Source organism: Micromonospora sp. NPDC000121, assembly GCF_042899165.1.
In the GTDB taxonomy this organism is placed as follows: domain Bacteria; phylum Actinomycetota; class Actinomycetes; order Mycobacteriales; family Micromonosporaceae; genus Micromonospora.
In genome coordinates this window covers 95,981-115,621 of record NZ_JBIAZP010000015.1, presented here as the reverse complement: position 1 = coordinate 115,621, position 19,641 = coordinate 95,981, and the positions used below count along the sequence as shown (strand labels likewise).

Below are 19,641 nucleotides of genomic sequence, written 5' to 3'. Positions count from 1 at the left end.
CCACGCCATGCCCAACGCCGAAGCCAAGTGACGTTAAAGTACTAGGCACCACGGCGGACGTCGATCAGCTCTGCGGCTGTTGCCCCTGCGGTCCTACCAGCCGGGCCGTGACCTGCCTCAGTGGCTGGCTGCTGTTGACAATCGTCTTCATCCTTTGCCGCGCCGCTCGGGCCGGAGATCCGCCCAGCACGCCACCCAGACCCCCACCGCCGCCGGCCGCCGCCCCGTGGTTCTGAGCCAGTTGCTGTGTGGTCTGTCCGAGCTGCTGGGTGGTCTGCCCGAGCTGTTGACCGACCTGCTGGGTGGCCTGCTGCAGCGTCTGCGACAGCGGCCCATTGGGCCCCAGCGCCTCCTGCGCTGTCTGCCCGACCTGGTTCACGGCGGTGTCCACCGTCTTCACCACCGACTCGATGATCTGAGGGTTGCGCTCGATGGTGCGGAGGGCGCTGTCGAGAATGCCGCGGAGCTCTTCGAGTCGAACCTCGAGCATCGCCTCGGTCTCGACGCCCTTGATGTCGATCTTCACCGTGCCGAGATGCGCCTGAACGCCCACGTCGAGCTGGAGCAGGCTACCCAGCCGGGCTCGCAGTGAGACGGAGGCGTCCAGGTCGTCGACCTCGACGTAGATCTGTTCGACCTTGACCTGCGGGATCTGGAGGACGACGTCCGGGTCTGACATCGTCTTGCTGCTGTGCCCGCCAGCCGGCTGGGGAGGCTCGTGCTCACCATTCTGCGGGAAGGCGGGGCGTTTGCCCGGCTCGGCACCCGTTGGCCCGCCGGCGGGACAGAGGTTCTGGCCCCGACCGGCGAGCTCCGCGCCCTCCTCGGCGTTGCGCTGCCGATCGACCTGCTCGCGCGGTTGCGCGGGCGACTCCCCTGCGCCCGTGCTCTCCGGTTCGGCCATCCCGCACTCCTCGGGCCTCGCCTATCATGCGGACCGGATGGAGCCCACCATCGGTATGTGGCTCCGATCCTCGGCCCACCCCCCTCGGACCGGGTCGCGGTCTACCCGTGTGCCAACGCATCAAACGGCTCAGAGGTGCGCCGAGGAGACGGCGGTCAGCTGCGCCTGAAAGCGAGGGGCAAGCAGGTAAGCACCTGCTCCCACTCGTGCCCGCGCTCACGACGAGCCCAACGACAGGTCGGCGTGCCAGTAGCGATCGGTGTCGTCTTGCTGGCGATGACGATCATGCCGGTCGCGCTGGTGACGGCCTGCTTGGTGGTCGTCACGTTGTTGAAATTGAGCGACAGGCTGTCCCGGATGACCGGCGGACCACGGCCGTCGGGGAAGGCGGAGCCGCGCCACAAGGTCCTTCATGGCCGTGTGTGCCCGCCCAAGGAGATGCCAGGAACTCCTGGCACCCAGGATTGTGGCAACCCGTTAGGCCCCTAGCTTACAATCTGCGCGATTGATCCGGATTTGGGGCGGCGGTGCCCGGCTGCTTACCGCGGACGCCCCTGGGTAGGCACGCTTGGTGAGCGGGCCAGAGACGGACCTTGGCACCCGGTCGGACACCAGCCGTGCCGTGGCGTTCAGCGACGCCATCTTCGCCATCATCATCACGCTGCTGATCCTGGACCTCCGGGTGCCGAACGTCCCGCCCGGCCGCCTCCTGTCCGGACTGCTCAGCCAGTGGCCAGCGTAGGTCGCGTATCTCGCGTCCTACGTTTACGTGGCCGTCGTCTGGCTCAACCACAAGGCGGCGTTCAACCGCATCCAGCAGGTCGATCGCGGCCTGCACTGGATGAACCTGTTCGTGCTGTTCACCACGGCGCTGCTGCCGTTTCCGACCATCGTCGTGTCGCACGCGCTGCAGGAGCACGACAACGCGGACCAGCGTGTGGCCATCGCCTTCTACGCGCTGATCGGCGCGTTGCTGTGCGCGACTTGGCTGGCGTTCTACCACTACCTGGCCCGGAACCCCGACCTGCTGAAGGAACAGGTCAAGGACGGGTTCTTCCCCGTCGAGCGGTTCCGGGCCCTCGCCGGGATCGTTCTGTACGTCCTGGCGGGGGTGGTCGGCTACCTGGTGGCGCCGCTGGTCGGCCTCGCCATCTTCCTTCTCCTGCCCGTCTTCTACGCTGTCACCAGCGTCGGCCTGTACCAGTTCCGGGTAACCCGCAGGATCACCCACCGCCCTCCGCCACCGCGCGGCTGAGGGCGGGCGAACCACCGTTTCACCCCGGCGGGCGCGGGTACCCGCCGCAATCCGGTTCGAAAGGGGATCCGAGGTGAACTACACCGAGTTCATCCAGTCCGTGGCAGCGCGACCGAAGATTCCGCCGGGGCAGGCGGAACCGATCACCCGCGCCACGCTCGAGACGTTGGCAGAACGGATCACTGGCGGCCAGGCGAAGGACATCGCCTCCCAGCTCCCTGAGGAGCTACGAGGCCTGGTGCGTAGGCCCACCGAAGATCCGGAACGGTTCGGGCTGGCCGAATTCTTCGAACGGGTGCAGTCACGGGCCGGGGTGGACCGCCAGGTGGCCACCGACGGAGCACGGGCCGTGCTGGATACCCTTCGTGAGTCGGCCAGCGCGAAGGAGTACGGGGACCTTGTCGACCAGTTGCCGCAGGAGTTCTGGCAGTTGACCGGGCCGGGGGCGGGACGGCTCGAGACCCGCCGGGTCGGCACCTAGCGAGGGCGTGCGGACGGCCAGAAAGCGGGGCGGTAGCGGTGCCGTAAGCGCCGCTACCGCCCGTTGGAATCGACGCTAGCCAGAACGGGCTCGGCACGAAGTCGTCGCCGAGCGGATGGCGCCGACCTCGACCGGCGCCGTCCGCCGAAACGGTCGGTGACGCTACAACATCTCCAGCGGTTGCGGGCCGGCCGGCGGCGGGAACGCCGTGTCGAATGCCGCCACGTCCTCCTCAGTCAGATGCCCGGGACCGCTACCACCGGCTCGGCTTCGCCATCCCGTTCACCGTCGCCGCGGTGCTCTCCCCGGTGCAGGTGCGGGTCGCCGCCCTGGCCGGGATCGCCGCCGCCGTCGCGGTCGAGGCTGGCTGGGTCGTCACCGAGGTCGGTCGGCAACCCTGGATCGTGTACGGGGTGATGCGCACCGCCGAGGCGGTGAACCCGGCGCCCGGCCTGGCTACCGGTCTGGCGCTGGTTGCCGCCGTGTACGTCATGCTCACCGTCGCCACCGTAGTGGTGCTGGGGCGGATGGCCAGGCATCGCGACGAGCCGGTCGCCCCGCAGGAGGGCGTCCCCGAACCGGTGGACAGCGGCCGATGACCGTCGCCGACGTCCTGCTCGGGGTGCTGCTGGCCGGCTTGACGCTCTACACCCTGCTCGCCGGCGCGGATTTCGGGGCCGGAATCTGGGACCTCCTCGCCGGTGGCGCGCGGCGTGGCCCGGCCCGTCGGGAGCTGATCGCGCACTCGATCGGGCCGGTGTGGGAAGCCAACCACGTCTGGCTGATCCTGGTGATCACTCTGTTCTGGACCACCTTTCCGCCCGCGTTCGCCTCTACCCTCTACATCCCGCTGACCCTGGCCGCGCTGGGAATCATCGGCGGTGGGGCGGCCTTCGCCTTCCGCAAGGCCAGCCACACTCTCGCCGAGCAGCGCCGCTACGGCACCACGTTCGCGATCTCCTCGGTGGCCACCCCGTTCTTCCTCGGCAGCATCGTCGGAGCCCTCGCCTCCGGCCGCGTGCCGCCCGGCATCGCCGAGGGTGACATCTGGCGGAGCTGGCTCAACCCCACCTCCGGCTACGCGGGCCTGCTCGCGATCGGTGTCTGCGCGTACCTCGCCGCGGTGTACCTGATCCACGACGCCCGCCGCGCCGGCGCCGCCGACCTGGTGGCTCAGTTCCGGCGCCGTGCCCTGATTACCGGCGCCGTGGTCGGCACCGCGGCGGCGGCCGGGCTGGCCGTGGTCGCCGCCGCCGCACCGGACCTCTTCGCCGACCTGCGCGGCCGGGCGCTCGTCCTGGTCCTGCTCTCGTTCGTCGCCGGGATCATCTCCCTGGTATTGATCGCCACCGGCCGCTACCGGCTGGTGCGGGTGACCGCCGCCCTCGCGGTCGCGGCCGTGCTCTGGGCCTGGGGCGCCGCCCAGTACCCGGTCCTGCTGCCACCCGATCTCACCGTCGCCGAGGCGGCCGGTGATCCCACCGTGCTCGCCACCGTGCTCGCCGTCCTCGTCGTCGGAGCGTTGCTCCTCACGCCCTCCCTGCTCTGGCTGTTCGGCATCTTCCAGGGCGCCAAGCCGGCAACCGGGAAGCCGTCGCCGCGCGGCTGACGCAGGCCCAGGTGTCATATCCGGGCAAAGCAGTATCTCGCCACCCGGTTCATCGGCAAGACGTCGCCGCCTGGGATCCCTTGTGTGGCTTGCCTGGTTGACGAGGCGGTTCGAATTCACCGACCCGCGGGCGGGCGAAGTTTCGTGCGCTGGGCTGGCTGCCGGGGGAATCGGGGCTGTTCTCGCTCCACTTAGTCGGTCAGCGTTCGTTTGCTGATGTTCGCTGCCTACCACCGGACCGGATGACACCCTGGACACGTGGACTGGGCAGGGAACTGGGGAAAGGCGGCATCGGGATCACGGTGAACAGCTTCTGATGCATACCGCGTTGATCGTAGTGGCCGCGCTGACGGCGGCCGTGGTCGTGGACCTGGTCTCCGGCGTGCTGATCCGCCGGGCTGCCCGTGGCCGCTACAAGTGGCTGCTGGAGCCGCTGCGGCACGCCTGCCGCCGCCCGGCGGCCGCAGTCCTGCTGGCCGGGGCGCTGTACTACGCGCTGCCGCCCGGACCGGCCGAGTGGCAGCGTTATCTGCGCCACGCCATCCTGCTGGTCCTGATCGCCGGAAGTGCGTGGCTGGTGATCAGGACATTGAGCGTTGCCGAAACGGTCTCGTTCAGCAAGCTGCCGAGCGATCTGGTCACCAGCCGGCGGATCCGGCGGGCCCGAACCCAGATCCGCCCGGTGCGGCGGCTCACCGTCGCCGTGGTTACGGTCGTCGCGATCGGCCTGATCCTGATCACCTTCCGGCCGGTACGCCTCTTTGGCATCTCCATTCTGACCTCGGCCGGGGTGGTCGGCGCGGTGATCGGCCTCTCCGCCCGAACCGCGCTCGGCAACGCGTTCGCCGGCGTCCAGATAGCCTTCGCCGACGGGATGCACGTCGGCGACGTGCTGGTGGTGGACGGCGAATGGGGCCGGGTCGAGGAGGTGAAGCTGACCAACGTGGTGATCCGGCTTTGGGACGACCGGGTGCTCATCCTGCCGACCACGTACTTCACTGAGCGGCCGTTCCAGAACTGGACCCGGAACGAGTCGCGGGTGGTCGGCAAGATCCAGATTCATGTCGACCACACCGCCGACCTGGACGACCTGCGCCGGGAGGCACGCCGACTGGTCGAGTCCTCACCGCTGTGGGACCGAGACCAGTGGGTGCTCCAGATGGTCGACGCCACCCCGCAGACCGTGGTCATCCAGGTGCAGGCCTCGGCCGCGGACGGCGCCAGCGCCTGGGACCTGCGCTGCGACCTGCGCGAGGGACTGGTCCGCTACCTGCGGGACCACCATCCCCAGTGGCTGCCCCGCACCCGTAGCCAGTACCAGCCCTGACCGGCGGCTCCGACGGGGCCGCCCGCGCCGATGAATGCATCCTTTCATTCGTGATCAAGGGCGGTTGAGCAGGCAGGCGGTGGCGGTGTGTCGCTGCTCCAATGAAGCAGCGCTCCACGACGTTGCGCTGCTTGTCGATCACGTTCTCGAAGGCCGGTGGCCGCCCGCCGGCGTGCCGGCAGGGTGGGCCGCCGCGGACGGAAGCCCGGCCGGGTGGTCGGGCACGGATCTACTCGTATGTCGACTGCCTGGCCGGGGAGCGATGATGTGGGCTTCGACCCGAACTCGGGCTTGGCCGAACACTCGTTCTACTCAGAGGGGGATCTCTCTCGTGGAGTGGCTCGACCGGTGGCTTGACGGACGTCTTGAGCAGCCGTCCCTTGACCCCGATCCTGAAAGCTGATGGAGCGCGATCAGCGCCAGGCCCAGCCCGATCACGTTGACGACCTGTCACAGCCGACTGTCCTGAGCCAAGGCCGCGACGATCGCGGGGTGGCCGGTCGCCGTCGAGGTGGGGGCGATCGACTGCCGCGCCGCTCCGCGGCTTGCCACCGGACAAGCGGTCCTTGCGCGCGGAGAGCCGCCGGCACGGCAAGTCGCCCCTCGCCCGAAGGCCGGGGGCGGTAGGTTGGGCGCCGCCGGGCAGCCGCGCCCACCGCGTAGCCGTGCCAGCCGCGTGCCAGTAGCCAGTGTGCGAGACGGTCCCCAGCTTTCATGATCGGGCATCACGACACCGCCGCTGACCCGGGCGATCCGGTCAGATCACGACAGCCGAGAACGATCTTCTAAACTGGCGGTCTGGCGCTGCTATGGTGCGGCCGTGCCGGATGCCGAGACCGTTGCCGTTCTACTTCGCCCGCTCCTGGGGCGACGCCTGCTTGCGGTGACCGAGGCGCGGCATTGGTACGACGAGAGGCCAGTGACGGGGACTGCCGGTCTGCTGCACTTCTGGCTGCACTTCGAGGGAACGCCAGCCATAATGGTCCACGGCTGTGGTGACCTGCTGAAGCTCACCGAGGAAGAGCCCTACTCGTCGTATGACATGCAGGAGTACGGACGGACCGTGGTCGGACCGGTCCAACCCACCGACTTGCTCAACGAGGTGGTTGGGCAATGCCTCGTTGATGTGGGCCTTGTCCAGGGATACAGCACGATTCCGGCTGTCGGCGGAACCGTGCTCCGCTTCGAGCGGACCGAACTGCTGGTCGCGACTCTGGCTGACGAGTGGATCTGCCAACCGGGGCCGATCCCGGACAGCCTCCGGCAGTATCTGTCGTTCAGCGGTTGGCTGGCTACCCTCGGCCCCACTGCTGAAGGGCAGTGACGGCGAGACGTCGGCACGTCACCGCCAGCCGTTAGCCGTCAGCTTCCCCGCCCGCTGTGCAGAGTGCGTGCAAGAATCGTGATTGCTGTGTGAGGCAGTTGACCCCGCAGGCCCAGGTCACGGCACTGCTCGCCAACCCGCCGCCCCCTTCCCCTTAACCGCGTGCTGCAGTCGTCAGCGTCAGCGTCCGGGGACCAGGTGGGGAACACACGGCATGCGCGATGGCGGCCGGCATGCCGTCGGCTGCACGGCCTGATCTTGGGGATAGCGTGTGTGAAGTGCGTGAATGTGTGGCGAAGCGTCCTGGGGGTCAAGGGATCGTCGGTTCGAATCCGGCCGTCCCGACCGCTTTACCTGGGGAGATGAAAACCTTCCCAGGTAACGGCGATAACATCCGGTAACGGATTGCATCCCTGCCTGCGCCCCGCCGGTCTGCTTCCGTAGTCCGGTGGATCTCTTTTGACCAGCCGAAGCGTTGAAGGCGCTGGTCATTGCGATGCTGGGTCCGGCGCTGCGCTGAAACCCGCCGGTGACGGCCGACAGGCCGCAGTCGTCACCCCGGCACCCGCGCTGGTCAGGCCAGGGTTGGCTCCTTGTTGGTCGGGGTGGACCACTGAAGATCCGCCTTTGGCCGTTGGTGGATCTCCATCTACGATCAGTGCAATGGCACACCTTACTGACCGATCTAGCCGCGCCCGCAGTAGGTGGTGACCGTGTTCGGTGCCATAGGGGCGCCAGAGGTTCAGCCGACCAAGGCGGCGGGAGAAGGGTGCCGATGACCGTCACCGCGACCTACACGATCCCTGGCATGCGCGTCCGAGACCACGTCAGCGAGGTGCCGCTGGACTGGTCTGACCCCGCCCGCGGCAGCATCCAGATCTTCGCCCGTGAGATCGTCGATCCCGTCCGGGCCGGGGAGGACCTGCCGTGCCTGGTCTACCTGCAGGGCGGACCCGGCGGGAAGGGCCCCCGTCCGCTCACCCGCTCAGGCTGGCTCCGCCAGGCACTGCGTGACCACCGCGTGGTCCTGGTCGACCAACGCGGCACCGGCCGCAGCGCCCGCGTCGACGGCCGCCGGATGAGCGCGTTCGCGACGGCCGAGGAGGCCGCCGGTTTCCTCTCGTGCTTCCGAGCCGACTCGATCGTGGCCGACCACGAGCACCTGCGAAAGACCATCTTCGGGGGCAGGCGCTGGTCCACCCTCGGGCAGTCGTACGGCGGCTTCATCACCCTGACGTACCTGTCGAGGGCCCCGGAGGGCTTGAGCGCCTGCTACGTCACCGGTGGCCTGCCCGGTCTCGACCCGTCGGCGGCGGAGGTCTACCGGCGCACCTACCCCCGCGTGGAGGCGAAGAACCGGGAGTTCTACCGGCGCTATCCGCACCAGGTCGCGCAAGTGGGCCGGATCGCCGACCGGGTGGCCGAAGGCGACGTGCTGCTGCCCGATGGCGACGTGCTCACGGTCCGACGGTTGCAGTCGCTCGGCATCGACCTCGGCATGACGCCCGGATACGAGCGCATGCACTGGCTGCTCGACGAAGCATTCTCCGGTGACGAGCTGTCGACGACGTTCCTGCACCAGGTGTTGGCCAGGACGGCGTACAGCGACAACCCGCTCTTCGCGGCCCTGCACGAGAGCATCTACGGACACGGCGCCGCTGCCACCGGCTGGGCGGCCCAGGCCGAGCGGGAAAGGCATCCGCAGTTCGCCGAGGACGCCAGGCCGCTGCTGTTCACCGGCGAGATGATCTACCCCTGGATGTTCCTGGAGATCGCCGAGCTGCGCCCGTTTCGCGACGCCGTGGAAGCGCTGGCCGTTCGGGACGAGTGGCCGCCGCTCTATGACCTCGACCGGCTGGCCGCCAACGAGATCCCGGTGGCGGCCGTCGTCTACCACGACGACATGTACGTGGACGCGGGTCTGCAACTGGACACGGCGTCCCGAGTGGGCAACGTCCGGACCTGGATCACCAACGAGTACGAACACGACGGCGTACGCGAGAACGACCGGGTGTTCGCCCGGCTGACCGAGATGATCAACGAGGTGGGGGGAGGCGTCGGAGACATCGGCGGAGCCGACCCGAAGCCGTCCGCTCCACCGCAGGAGGGGGTTTCCGTTGCGTGATGGCAGGCCGCCGAAGCTGTCCGACGTCGCGGCGTTCACGGAGTACATGACGACGGGCTGGGACGTGCCCGACCGTACCCCGTCGGTCGTGCCCGGCGCCGCCGAGGCGGCTGCCGCCCACCGGGCCCGCCTGGCCGAGGCCCTCCCGGGCCGCACCGTCGTGCTGACGGCGGGGGAGGCGCCTGTACGCAGCAACGACACGAGCTACGACTTCCGTCCGGACAGTGACTTCTTCTGGACGACCGGCTGTTCGGTCGAGAACGCCGTCGTGGTGTTGCGCGGCGGCGACGCGACTCTCTACCTGCCGCCGCCGGCCCAGCCCGGTGACCCTGGCTTCTTCTCCGACGCCCGTTACGGCGAGTTGTGGGTGGGGGCGGCGCCGGGGCTGGCCGACTGGGCGCGGGCGTTGGACGTCGAGGTCCGGCCGCGCGCAGAACTCACCGAGGACGTGACCCGGGACGAGGAGGTCGGGCGGACCCTCGCCGAATTGCGCATGTACAAGGACGAGTGGGAGATCGGCCAGCTCCGGGAGGCGGTGGACCGCACTGTCGAGGGTTTCGCCGCAGTCGTCCGCGAAATCCCCACCGCGATTGCCGGGCCGGGGGAGCGGTGGCTGCAGGGCACCTTCGACCGGTACGCCCGGACGTACGGCAACGGCCCCGGATACGCCACGATCGTCGGCAGCGGCCGGCACGCGCCCACGTTGCACTGGGTGCGCTGCGACGGCCCCGTGCTGCCGGACGAGGTGCTCCTGCTCGACATGGGGGTCGAGCTGAACAGCTACTACACCGCCGACGTCACCCGGACGTTCCCCGCCTCCGGGCAGTTCTCCCCGGCGCAGCGGCAGGTGCACGACCTGGTGGAACGAGCCCACCGGGCCGGGTTGGCGGCGGTGGGCCCGGGCCGCCGGTTCACCGAGTTCCATCACGCGGCGATGCAGGTGATCGCGCGGGGCTTGGCGGACTGGGGACTGTTGCCGGTCTCCGTGGACGAGGCGCTGTCCGACACGGGGCAACACCACCGGCGCTATCTGGTGTGCGGAATTGGCCATCACCTGGGACTGGACGTGCACGACTGCGGCCGAGCCGCGGAGGAGGCATATCAGGGTGCGGTCATGGCGCCCGGCATGGTGCTGACGGTCGAGCCCGGACTGTACTTCCATCCGCACGACCTGACCGTGCCTCCGGAGCTGCGCGGGATCGGTGTGCGCATCGAGGATGATCTCCTCGTCACACCCGACGGTCAGGAGGTGTTGTCCGACGCGCTGCCTCTGGAGGCCGACGGTCTGGAGAAGTGGATGGCGCTGCATCAATGATGTGACATGGCGCTGAGCACTTCCCCCCGTGCTATCGCCGAGGAGGCAGCAATGACCCCCGCAAGGCCCTGGTCCGGGGTGCACGTCGCGACGGCGCTGCCGCCAGGTGTCGCCGCCTATGGCCCCACCGACCCGTTCCCCGCGGGATTTCTGCCGTGAGCCCGGCACCGGTCCCGGACCTTCCTGATGTCGGTCGCAGAGAGAACCTCCGCGACCGGATCAGGGAGGCCCTGCGCGCGGCGATCATCTCCGGCAAGCTGGAGCCCGGCGTGGTGTACTCGGCCCCGGCGCTCGGTGCTCAGCTCGGCGTATCGCCCACACCGGTGCGGGAGGCCATGCTCGACCTGGTGAAGAGTGGCCTGGCCGTTCCTCATCCCAACAAGGGCTTCCGAATCACCGAGGTGTCCGAGGAGGACCTCGACAACCTGGCCGCCGTGCGACTGCTCATCGAGCCGCCGACCGTGCGGAGTGTCGTGGCGGTGATCCCGGCAGCGGACTTCCCCGAGCTGCGGGCGCTTGCGCAGGCCATCGTCGACGCGGCCGAGCGCGATGACCTGGTCGGCTACGTCGAGGCCGACCAGGTCTTCCACCTGACCCTGCTCGGATACAGCCGCAACCGGTTCCTGGTGGATGTCGTCTCCGACCTGCGCTCGCGGACCCGGCTGCTCGACCTGACCCCGCTGTTGGCCAGCGGCAGACTGGCCCGTTCAGCGGCGGAGCACCACGAGCTTCTGGACTTCGTCGAAGCCCGCGACCCGTCCGGGGCCGAACTGCTGTTGCACCGCCACATCGGCCACGTTCGTGGCCTGTGGGCAGGCAGCGCCAAGGACGCCTCCTGCGCCAAGGAGTCTGGCGTTGGAAGAACTCGGCGCGGGGTGAACCAGTAGTCGCCTCCGCCAAGATGGCCGCCAGGCGGCCGACCTCATCGCGGTTCAACGTGACAGTCGCCTGGTTACGTTCGTACGCGGTACCAGCCAACGAGCGGACTCGGACGACGAAGCGGTCCGACCTTGTAGGAGGCGGAACGACCAACGCCGCGTGGCCCGTCGTTCCGGCCTGGCCGGGGCGACGGGCGTCCTCGCGACGGTTGTCCGGTCCGGCGCCGCGAGGCCCGCATGCCCGACCTGGGTTCCGCTATTCGGTGCGCAGGGCCGTCGCAGTCCGGGTTCTGGCCGCCCACCCGGCCGGCAGCAGCGCTCCGAGTAGGGCCGTCAGCGGCCCGCCCAGCGCCAGCGCCGCCAGCGGGACCGGCCCGTACACGTCGAGCAGCGTCTCCGGCAGGTGCAGGCCACCACTGGCGGCCATCGCGGGGACGACGAGCCGCTGCATCGCGATGCCGGTGGGTACGCCGAGCAGATCGCCCACCAGGCCGACCCCGGCGATGGACGCGACCACCATGGCGATGGTCTGCCTCGGGGTCATGCCGAGCGCCTTGTGCACACCGAGTTCGTGTACCCGGTCGCGCAGGTCGAGGACGAGCATGTTGAACACACCGAGCGCGGCCACCGCGAGAAGTAGCAATGTCAGCGTGGCGGTCAGCCCATGCACGACCACCAGGAGCGGGTCGGTCTCGATGCCGTTCGGCCGCGCGGTCAGGCCCTGGGCGGCGAGCGCGCCGGTCAGCGTCTGCGCGTAGCCGCCGGCGTCGGTGCCGTCGGTGAGCGCGACGCGGTACTCGATGGGTTGCAGGGCAGGGATGGTGGCAGCGCCGGTGAACAGGCCGGTACCGCTCTCGAAGACTTCGCCGACGATGCGCAGACGCACGGCCGTACCCTCGATCTGGATCGTGAGGGTGTCGCCCACCCGGGTTCCGGTCGTCGTCAACAGGGGTGTGCCCACGACGGCCTCGCCCGGTGCGGCGAACCAGCGCCCGGACACCATCTCGAAGCCGTCCCATGTCGCGTCGCCGGTGAACGCGGTCACCGAGATCGGGTCGGCGACACCCACGACCGTGCCCGGCGCCTGTGCGACGCCGTAACTGGCTCGGGTGCCCGGCTGCGCGTCGATCGTCGCCAGCACTGCTGCCGGATCGGCGGTGGGAGCAGCAGGAGGCCCGGCGACCGGGTCGCCGCCCACCGTGACGTCCGCGGTGTTCTGTTGGAGGGCGGTTTGGATGCGCAGCAGCGACGTACCGAGTCCGGTCGCGAACGTGACCGCGGCCGCACCGGTCGCGACCGCGAGCAGGATCGCGGTCGTGCGCAGCGGTCGGGTGAACGGGCGGGCCAGGCCGAGCCCGACCGGCCGGCTCACCGGCAACCGAGCCGCCAGCCGGGCCGCCCACCGACCGCGTGCGGGCGAGGACGCGCGTCCGACCGCGATCGCGTCCACGGTGGGCAGGCGGCCGGCCCGCAGCGCGGCCGCCCACGCGGTCATCGCCACCACCGCCAGGACGCCGCCGGCGGCGAGGACCGTCACCCACCACTCGATCGTGGCGTTTGCGGAGCCGTAGAGCTGCTCGGTTTCGGCGAGCACGGGCAGTGCGATCACGTTCCCGATGACGGCGCCGGCGGCGGCGCCGGCGGTGGCCGGGAGCAACGCCTGCGTGACGTAGGCGTGGACGATGCCGACCGGCGTGCAGCCGAGTGCCTTGAGGATGCCGATCCGGCGGGTGGCGGCGCCGACCGTCCCGGCGACCACCGTGCCGACCACCAACACGGCCATCACGATGCCGAGCAGCGCGAACGCGACCAGAAACGGTACGAAGACGGCCGCGTCCTCGACGGCGTGTTGCCGCACGTCGAGCCAGGATCGGGCGACAGTGACCGCGCCGGAGGGCAACGTGGCGGTCACGGCGTCTCGGGCGGCCCCGACCTCCGCCGGGGTGCTCGCGGCCGCGAACCGGTAGAGCATCTGATATCCGCGCGGGGTGCCGGGAGCGTCGAGCGCGGCGACGGCGGATGGCAGCACCCAGGCGCCCGCGGTGGCGCTGACCGAGCGGGCCGTGCCGACCACGGTGAATCGGGTGCCGCCGGGTGTGGTCAGGTGGGTGCCGATCGGGATGCCGACGGCACCGCTGCCCATGACGAGTTCGTCCGGGCCGGTCGGCCACCGTCCGTCGGCCAGCTCGACCCGGTCGACGTCGCCGCCGGGGTCGGCGCGGGCGACGATGGTCAGCGGCGGCATCGGCATTCCTTCCCGCTCCTCGAAGGTGACCACCAGTAGCGGGTGCGGACCGGCGGTCGCGACGATGCCGGGCGCCGACGCCGTGGCCGTGAGCTGCGCCGGCGTGGCTAGGGCCGGGTCCGTCTGCACGGTCAGGTGGGCGCCATGCTGGGCGGCGAACGCGTCGTCGAACGGTGCCCGTGACGCGACCAGCAGCCCGGCGCCGAGCACGGAGGCGGTCACGGCGGCCGCCGCGACCAGGCCGATCACCGTGGTGTGCACCCGGCGACGGCGTACGCCGGACCGGATGACCCGGCCGAGGCCGCTCACCGTTCCACCTCGACCCGGCCGTCGCGCAGGTGGATCGTGCGGGTGGCGCACGCCTCGGCCAGCCGCAGGTCGTGGGTGACGAGCACGATGGTCTGGCCGCTGTGGTGCAGCTCGTCGAGCAGGTGCCGGACGTCCTCGCCCGAGGCGGTGTCCAGCGCGCCGGTCGGCTCGTCGGCCAGCAGGAGCGCAGGGCGGTTGATCAGGGCGCGGGCGACGGCGACGCGCTGGCGTTCGCCGCCGGAGAGCCGTCCCGGGTACGCGTGCGCGTGCCGGGCGATGCCGAGCGAATCCAGCAGCCGGGCCGCGTGTTCGCGCGCCGCGCGGGCCGGGGCGCCGGCCAGTTGGGCGGGCAGCAGCACGTTGTCCAGCACGGTCAGGTCGTCGAGCAGGTTGAAGAACTGGAACACCAGGCCCACGTGTGCGCGCCGGAAGCGGGCCGACGCGGCCTCGCCGAGCTTCTCCAGCCGGGTACCGGTGACGGCCACCGTGCCCGCATTCGGCCTGTCCAGGCCGGCGAGCAGGTTGAGCAGCGTGGACTTTCCGCTGCCGGACGGGCCGAGCACGGCGACGGACTCGCCGGGCTGGACGGTCAGCGACACGTCGTGCAGCGCCGGCGGGCCCTCGTCATAGCGGCGGGTCACCCCGCGTAGTTCGATCACCGGGTCGGTCATGTGTCGCCCCTCGGGTCTGGCCGGTCGTCTGGACGGCCGTGACGTTAGGGGCGGATCCGAGGTTCGTGCATCGGCCCGGCGAGGCAGCGGTCGTACCGTCGGAGTGGGATCTTTGCTCGGGGTCATCCCTGCGATGTAGTCGCCCTGCACACCGTGGCTGATGCCGGCTCCGGCGCGCGGCGGCGAGAATGGGCCCTGTGAGAGGCATCGTGGCGACGGGACCGCTGCCGAGGCCAGGCTGGCGGGCGATGCTGCTCGACGGAGCGCTGGCGGGTGCGCTCGGGCTCGTGTGCTTCCAGGCCGCGACGGACGATGCCGCGGTCCCGCCGCCGCCGTTGCCGCCGCCGTTGCCGCCGCCGCTGTTGACGGTCCCGCCGGAGGTGCAGCCGGCGGAGCCGGGATCGGTTCTCGGGGCGCTGCTGCTGGTCTTCGTCATGTGTGCGCCGCTGGTGCTGCGCCGCCGGTATCCGCTCGCGGTGCTCTGGGCGACGATGGCCGCCGCGTCGTTGGTGCTGGTGACGGACGGAGCCCGGCAGCCGAACCTGTATCCGTGCGTGGTGCTGGCCTGCCTCGTCGCCGTCTACAGCGCGGCGGCGCACAGCCCGTACCGGCTGCCGGCGCTGGCGTCCGTTCCGGTGGCCGCGTTGCTTGCCATGGTCTTGCGCGAGCTGATGCTGATCACGGTGGCCGCGGATTATCTGCCGTTCGTCCTGCTGGCCCCGCTGGTCGCCGCCGCCGGCGGTCACCACGTGTGGCGGCGCCGGGCGGGTGAGGATCGGCAGCGGCTCACTGCCGAGGCCCGCGCCCACGAGGCGGCGCTGCGCGACGCGGTCGCCGGTGAGCGGGCCCGCATCGCCCGCGAACTGCACGACGTCGTGACGCATCACGTGAGCGTGATGGTCATCCAGGCCGGCGCGGCCCGGACGGTGCTCGCCGCCGCGCCGGATCAGGCACGGGAGGCGCTGCTCGCCGTCGAGTCGACCGGCCGGTCCGCGCTGACCGAGCTGCGGCACGTGATGGGCCTGTTGGCGGGGTCCGCACCGGACGACCCGGAGGATCCGCAGCCCGGGATCGAGGGCTTGCCAGAGCTGATCGAACGTATGCAGGACGCCGGCGTGCCGGTGCGGCTGACCATCTCGGGCGAGCGCCGACCGGTCACCTCCGGCATCGGGCTGACGGCCTACCGGGTGGTGCAGGAAGCGTTGACCAACATGGTCCGGCACGCGCCCGGTGCCGCCGGCACGGTCGTCGTCGAGTATTCGCCGGAGACCTTGCGGATCGAGGTCGGCAACACCGAGCCCGGGATCCCGGCCGCGACCGGCGGGACGGGTGGGCGCGGCCTGATCGGGCTGCGGGAGCGGCTCGCCGTCTACGGCGGGACGTTGCGCGTCGGGGCCCGGCCAGGCGCCGGCTACCAGGTCGAGGCCCTGATCCCGTGGGAGGCGGCATGACGGTGCGGGTGGTGGTCGCCGATGACCAGGCGCTGGTTCGCACCGGGTTCCGCATGATCCTGACGGCCGGCGGAGTGGACGTGGTGGCCGAGGCCGCAACGGGCGCAGAGGCGGTCGACGCGGTCCGGCGCACCAGGCCCGACGTCGTGCTCATGGACGTACGCATGCCCGAGCTCGACGGTCTCGAGGCCACCCGCCGCATTCTCACCGGGATCGTCGGAGCGCCGCGGGTTGTCATCCTCACCACGTTCGACCTGGACCAGTACGTCTACGCCGCACTCGCGGCCGGGGCCAGCGGATTTCTGCTCAAGGACGTGACTCCGGAGCATCTGGTTGCGGCCGTGCGCATGGTCCAGGACGGTGACGCGCTGCTCGCGCCTGCCATCACCCGCCGCCTGGTGCGACGCTTCGCCCGCCGTGATCCGCAGACGGCGACGCTGCACCGGGACCTGGCCACGCTGACCCGGCGCGAGACGGAGGTCCTGCGCCTGCTGGCCGGCGGCCTGAGCAACGCCGAACTCGCGGCCGCGCTACACCTGTCCGAGGCGACCGTGAAAACTCACGTCGCCCGGATCCTCGCCAAACTCAATCTGCGCGATCGGGTTCAGGCAGTGGTGGTCGCCTACGAGACGGGCCTGGTTAGTCCCGGTTCGCCAGAGGACTGACCCGATCCCGCGCGGCAGGCCCGAGCCGGCGAAGGTTGCAGCCCTCGTAACTGAGCCCAGACTGTATCCGGATCTGCCGCGTGTCGGCGTACGCGCCCCGCTCACTCATCCAGCGACGAACGACCAGATCGTCTACGACAACAGGCCGAGCAGCTACGACCTCGATGAGTTCGGCCCGACGGCCATGACCTCCGGACGGTCGAGATCCACTACTGACGAGAAACCGATGACTGCGGGGCCAGCGACCGTCCGGCCCCGCAACTACCATGAGGTGCGATGACTGGACCACTGGGCTCTGTCGAGGTGCTGCTACCGCCAGAGCACGGCTTCATCATCGTGGCAGGCGCGGCCGCCGATTTTCTGGATGACCCCTTCTCCGGCGAGATGCCGCTCTGCTCCGCCGGCGACGACATCCTGTACCTGATGAGCGCGTCGGATTCCTATCACCGGGCCCGGGTCGTGCTCGAGTCGTGGGCCGCTGCCCCACCCGACGACGGCCAAGCCGTGGACGCGCGGCAGCAGGTGACCCTGGCACTGAGCGACGGCACCGTGCACGTCTCCGGCATGTTGGAGTTCCAAGCCAGTCCGATCCTGACCCTTGGGCCGCCGGGCCACTACCACGCTCAGGTCAGTGTCACCGGCCGCGCCGAACTGCGCCGGATCAGCGCCCAACCAGGCCACCCCATCCCCATCATCGACGCCGAACGCTTCCGGGTCCGCTTCTGGGCGGCTGACAACTGACAGTCGTCCGAGGAAGCGGATGCGCGCGGACCGCGCCGGACGAGGCGCCCAACCTGCAGGCGAGGGGTCACGGCCAAAGTGGTGGGTTCGCCCTGATCTTCCTGCTCACCCTCCTGGTCGCCGTTGCGGCTGGCGGGCTAACGTACCTGAGCGCCCACGATGTCGCGAAGGACCTGATCGTCGCCGGCACTGCCGCCGGAGGTTCGCTTAGTCATCAATCTGGCCTCGGCCGTGGGCACGGCGACGATGGAGATGGGGGTTGGGCCAGTCCTCGGCTACGGCGTGGCCGTCTCCCAGGCGACGGCGGTAACATCCGGTAACGGATGACCTCTGCCAGTGCTGCGCGAGCAGCGCATCCGTTTTCGGCTCGTCAGCTGCCGCGTGCTTCGACCTGCAGTTACGCGTCGGTCGTCGACGAACCGGGCCAGTCCTTCCATGATTCCGCGTCAAATGCTGTAGCTGCTGCTGGCCGTCGCTTGGTCGGGCGGTTCGACGATCCTGCTGCACGGCAGAGCTGGCGACTGGCGCCTGCGCGTTGTGGTGGGTGAGCTGACGGGCGGATAGGTGCCGGATCCGGCGGTTGCGTCGTGGTATGAACGCGCCGTGCTGAGCGGTGTTGATGATGATCTGTGGAGTCGTGCGGGCGAGCTGAAGCAGCAGTTGGTGGCGTTCTCGCAGCAGCGACGGTATGACCGGGCGTTCGACGATGTACTGGCGGACCAGCACGACGGGCACGTACCAATCGATGAGCACGCTTTGATGATCCTGTGGGACTACTTTGTCCTTGAGCACCGGCTGCGTAACGGTCGGACGGTGGTGGAGCAGTTCATCGCCGCGCACCCGGAGTTGTCCGAGCCGGAGCGTCAGATGCTGCTCGGGTGGCGGGACGTGGTGCAGGGGCCGTTCGAGGTGCAGGGGCGCGATGGGGCGGCGCTGGTCGTGGTGAATCTCGTGGATGAGTTGACCTACCGAGTGCGTTCCAACATGGGGCCGTCGGTGTTCCGGCGGTCACCGCGTCGCTCCTTTCTGCTTGCTCGCCTGGTGGCGGTGGGCGAAGAGTGGATGATCAGTGGCCCGATGAGTGTGTGGCGGGCACAGGAGCGTGACGTCGCGTACGAGATGGCGTTGGAGATGTCTCTGCGTGCGCCGGAGGCGGTGTACCGGAACCCGGAGAAGCTGGCCCAGGCGTGGGAGTTGCAACGTCAGGATCGGGACCGGTTCGTGCGGTTCTTCGGCAGCGACCTGGTGGTGGTGGCCGGCGATCAGGTCGTCGATCGGATGGCCGACTTCCACGCGTTCTGCCGCACGGAGGTGTCTGGCGCCCCGCCCTTCCGCGTGGCCGGGGACGAGGCGCCGGTGTGCGAGTTGCCGCCGGATGTCGTGGACGCGGAGACGGTGGCGATGATCTACGACGAGGTCGACGGGTTGAGTTTCTACGCCGAGTTTGCGTTGGTGGAGGCGGCGTTCGTGGATCCGGACCTGCTGCGCCGCCGCCGCTACCGGAAGCACACGCTGGCGTACCTGCAGGACGACAGCGTCGGCCCGTTGGTGCTGCGTCGGCTGGCCGCCCGTGATCCCGAGCGGGCCAGTGTGGTGTTCCGGCGGCTGTTGAAGAAGCCGCGTTTCGACTGGACCCGCGACGGCGAGGAACTTCTGCGCGCATACAAGCCGGAGCACCTCCGGCGGGTGCCGCGACCGCGGGTCAGTCCGGTCAGTGAGCGGCTGGCCGCGTACGCCCGCCGTCGCTGACGGCGCCCGTCACGGGCTGGGCCAGGTCCACTCGGGCCTGGGCAGGGCTGGGAACGGCATGAGGCCGAGGTGACGCCGGTAGGCGGCGTGGACCTAGGCGGTGACCGGGTGCGGCGGGAACGCCAGGTCGGCGAGGGCGACATCGCCCGCGCCATCCGGGCCTGTTCCAGGTGGCCCGGCAAGGGGTGCTGGTCCGTGAGGGGGGCACTGGAGCTGCTGGGCCGGGCCCGCCTGCTGATGGACAAGACCGGCACGCTGACCGCCGGTCGCCCCACAGGGGGCCGAGGCGGTGGTCGCGCTGGGCGGCGACCGGGATGAGGTGCGGGTACGTGTGCCGCCGTCCGCCCCCGCGGACGGTATGGGGGGTGGGACAGGGCCATCGCGGGCTTCCTCCTGGTGACTCGGCCGGGGCCGGGCATCGGGACGCGAGGTGTCGCCGGGTGTTGTCTGGAGAAGCTGCTCCCACAGGCAGGCGTTCGGCCTGCAAAGTGAGCGTTAACATGCCCGATAGTGAGCGCTAACATACGCACGACCTCCGATCGTGTCAACACTCCTACCTGCAACGAAATCTTCCGTTGACAAACAGGACACC

16 protein-coding genes and 1 pseudogene are annotated in these 19,641 nt (G+C 70.0%); 13 read left to right on the top strand and 4 right to left on the bottom strand.

The genetic code is table 11. The annotated features are described in order from the left end of the window. Nucleotides 1–64 precede the first annotated feature (64 nt). Both ACFY23_RS29725 and ACFY23_RS29720 read right to left on the bottom strand, forming a co-directional pair. Nucleotides 65–904 carry a hypothetical protein gene (locus ACFY23_RS29725; protein ID WP_350819460.1) on the bottom strand — a complete coding sequence of 280 codons (840 nt, stop codon included), beginning with the start codon at nucleotides 902–904 and terminating at the stop codon, nucleotides 65–67. 155 nt (nucleotides 905–1,059) lie between these two features. Continuing rightward, entirely contained in the window at nucleotides 1,060–1,230 is a 171-nt protein-coding gene (locus tag ACFY23_RS29720) for a hypothetical protein (RefSeq protein WP_350819458.1), read from the bottom strand. Between the two features lie 245 nt (nucleotides 1,231–1,475). On the opposite strand from ACFY23_RS29720, the pseudogene ACFY23_RS29715 reads away from it, so the two are divergent. The 9 genes and pseudogenes from ACFY23_RS29715 (at nucleotide 1,476) to ACFY23_RS29675 (ending at nucleotide 11,227) form a co-directional block, all read left to right on the top strand. Continuing rightward, nucleotides 1,476–2,159, top strand: a pseudogene (locus ACFY23_RS29715) (TMEM175 family protein). A gap of 73 nt (nucleotides 2,160–2,232) precedes the next feature. Next, entirely contained in the window at nucleotides 2,233–2,640 is a 408-nt protein-coding gene (locus ACFY23_RS29710) for a DUF2267 domain-containing protein (protein WP_350677615.1), read from the top strand. A 215-nt stretch (nucleotides 2,641–2,855) separates the two neighbouring features. Continuing rightward, on the top strand, nucleotides 2,856–3,239 hold the full coding sequence (locus tag ACFY23_RS29705; RefSeq protein ID WP_350677612.1) for a cytochrome ubiquinol oxidase subunit I: 384 nt from the start codon (nucleotides 2,856–2,858) through the stop codon (nucleotides 3,237–3,239). Beyond that, a complete protein-coding gene (locus ACFY23_RS29700; protein ID WP_350677610.1) occupies nucleotides 3,236–4,249 on the top strand; it encodes a cytochrome d ubiquinol oxidase subunit II in 1,014 nt (337 codons plus the stop codon). The genes ACFY23_RS29705 and ACFY23_RS29700 overlap by 4 nt, the downstream gene beginning before the upstream one ends. A gap of 316 nt (nucleotides 4,250–4,565) precedes the next feature. Then, entirely contained in the window at nucleotides 4,566–5,576 is a 1,011-nt protein-coding gene (locus tag ACFY23_RS29695; RefSeq protein ID WP_350677607.1) for a mechanosensitive ion channel domain-containing protein, read from the top strand. A gap of 820 nt (nucleotides 5,577–6,396) precedes the next feature. Continuing rightward, on the top strand, nucleotides 6,397–6,900 hold the full coding sequence (locus ACFY23_RS29690) for a hypothetical protein (protein ID WP_350677605.1): 504 nt from the start codon (nucleotides 6,397–6,399) through the stop codon (nucleotides 6,898–6,900). Nucleotides 6,901–7,708: 808 nt separating this feature from the next. Then, nucleotides 7,709–9,025 carry an alpha/beta fold hydrolase gene (locus ACFY23_RS29685; RefSeq protein ID WP_350677603.1) on the top strand — a complete coding sequence of 439 codons (1,317 nt, stop codon included), beginning with the start codon at nucleotides 7,709–7,711 and terminating at the stop codon, nucleotides 9,023–9,025. Beyond that, nucleotides 9,018–10,340: an aminopeptidase P family protein gene (locus ACFY23_RS29680; RefSeq protein ID WP_350677600.1), complete on the top strand. Its 1,323-nt coding sequence runs from the start codon at nucleotides 9,018–9,020 to the stop codon at nucleotides 10,338–10,340. The genes ACFY23_RS29685 and ACFY23_RS29680 overlap by 8 nt, the downstream gene beginning before the upstream one ends. Before the next feature lie 155 nt (nucleotides 10,341–10,495). After that, entirely contained in the window at nucleotides 10,496–11,227 is a 732-nt protein-coding gene (locus ACFY23_RS29675; protein WP_350677598.1) for a GntR family transcriptional regulator, read from the top strand. A gap of 247 nt (nucleotides 11,228–11,474) precedes the next feature. Here the strand turns inward: ACFY23_RS29675 and ACFY23_RS29670 are convergent, their stop codons facing one another. Further along, complete coding sequence (locus ACFY23_RS29670; protein ID WP_350677595.1) at nucleotides 11,475–13,772, bottom strand: ABC transporter permease; 2,298 nt, start codon at nucleotides 13,770–13,772, stop codon at nucleotides 11,475–11,477. Then, nucleotides 13,769–14,443 (bottom strand): ABC transporter ATP-binding protein, encoded by a 675-nt coding sequence (locus ACFY23_RS29665; RefSeq protein WP_350677592.1) that lies wholly within the window; start codon nucleotides 14,441–14,443, stop codon nucleotides 13,769–13,771. Before ACFY23_RS29665 ends, ACFY23_RS29670 begins: the two co-directional genes overlap by 4 nt. Before the next feature lie 248 nt (nucleotides 14,444–14,691). Between ACFY23_RS29665 and ACFY23_RS29660 the strand changes: the two genes are divergently transcribed. The 4 genes from ACFY23_RS29660 (at nucleotide 14,692) to ACFY23_RS29645 (ending at nucleotide 19,049) form a co-directional block, all read left to right on the top strand. Then, nucleotides 14,692–15,894, top strand: a complete 1,203-nt coding sequence (locus ACFY23_RS29660; protein ID WP_350677590.1) for a histidine kinase — start codon at nucleotides 14,692–14,694, stop codon at nucleotides 15,892–15,894. Beyond that, entirely contained in the window at nucleotides 15,891–16,559 is a 669-nt protein-coding gene (locus tag ACFY23_RS29655; protein ID WP_350677587.1) for a response regulator transcription factor, read from the top strand. The genes ACFY23_RS29660 and ACFY23_RS29655 overlap by 4 nt, the downstream gene beginning before the upstream one ends. A 276-nt stretch (nucleotides 16,560–16,835) precedes the next feature. Beyond that, a complete protein-coding gene (locus ACFY23_RS29650; RefSeq protein WP_350677585.1) occupies nucleotides 16,836–17,300 on the top strand; it encodes a hypothetical protein in 465 nt (154 codons plus the stop codon). Between the two features lie 603 nt (nucleotides 17,301–17,903). Then, entirely contained in the window at nucleotides 17,904–19,049 is a 1,146-nt protein-coding gene (locus ACFY23_RS29645; RefSeq protein WP_350819457.1) for a hypothetical protein, read from the top strand. Nucleotides 19,050–19,641 lie beyond the last annotated feature (592 nt).

What these genes read in the sequence shown, in the direction of transcription:
- ACFY23_RS29705 (WP_350677612.1), top strand. Translation starts at nt 2,856, where the DNA reads ATGCCGCCACGTCCTCCTCAGTCAGATGCCCGGGACCGCTACCACCGG.
- ACFY23_RS29685 (WP_350677603.1), top strand. Translation starts at nt 7,709, where the DNA reads ATGCGCGTCCGAGACCACGTCAGCGAGGTGCCGCTGGACTGGTCTGAC.
- ACFY23_RS29655 (WP_350677587.1), top strand. Translation starts at nt 15,891, where the DNA reads ATGACGGTGCGGGTGGTGGTCGCCGATGACCAGGCGCTGGTTCGCACC.
- ACFY23_RS29700 (WP_350677610.1), top strand. Translation starts at nt 3,236, where the DNA reads ATGACCGTCGCCGACGTCCTGCTCGGGGTGCTGCTGGCCGGCTTGACG.
- ACFY23_RS29695 (WP_350677607.1), top strand. Translation starts at nt 4,566, where the DNA reads ATGCATACCGCGTTGATCGTAGTGGCCGCGCTGACGGCGGCCGTGGTC.
- ACFY23_RS29650 (WP_350677585.1), top strand. Translation starts at nt 16,836, where the DNA reads ATGACTGGACCACTGGGCTCTGTCGAGGTGCTGCTACCGCCAGAGCAC.
- ACFY23_RS29665 (WP_350677592.1), bottom strand. Translation starts at nt 14,443, where the DNA reads ATGACCGACCCGGTGATCGAACTACGCGGGGTGACCCGCCGCTATGAC.
- ACFY23_RS29660 (WP_350677590.1), top strand. Translation starts at nt 14,692, where the DNA reads ATGCTGCTCGACGGAGCGCTGGCGGGTGCGCTCGGGCTCGTGTGCTTC.
- ACFY23_RS29725 (WP_350819460.1), bottom strand. Translation starts at nt 904, where the DNA reads ATGGCCGAACCGGAGAGCACGGGCGCAGGGGAGTCGCCCGCGCAACCG.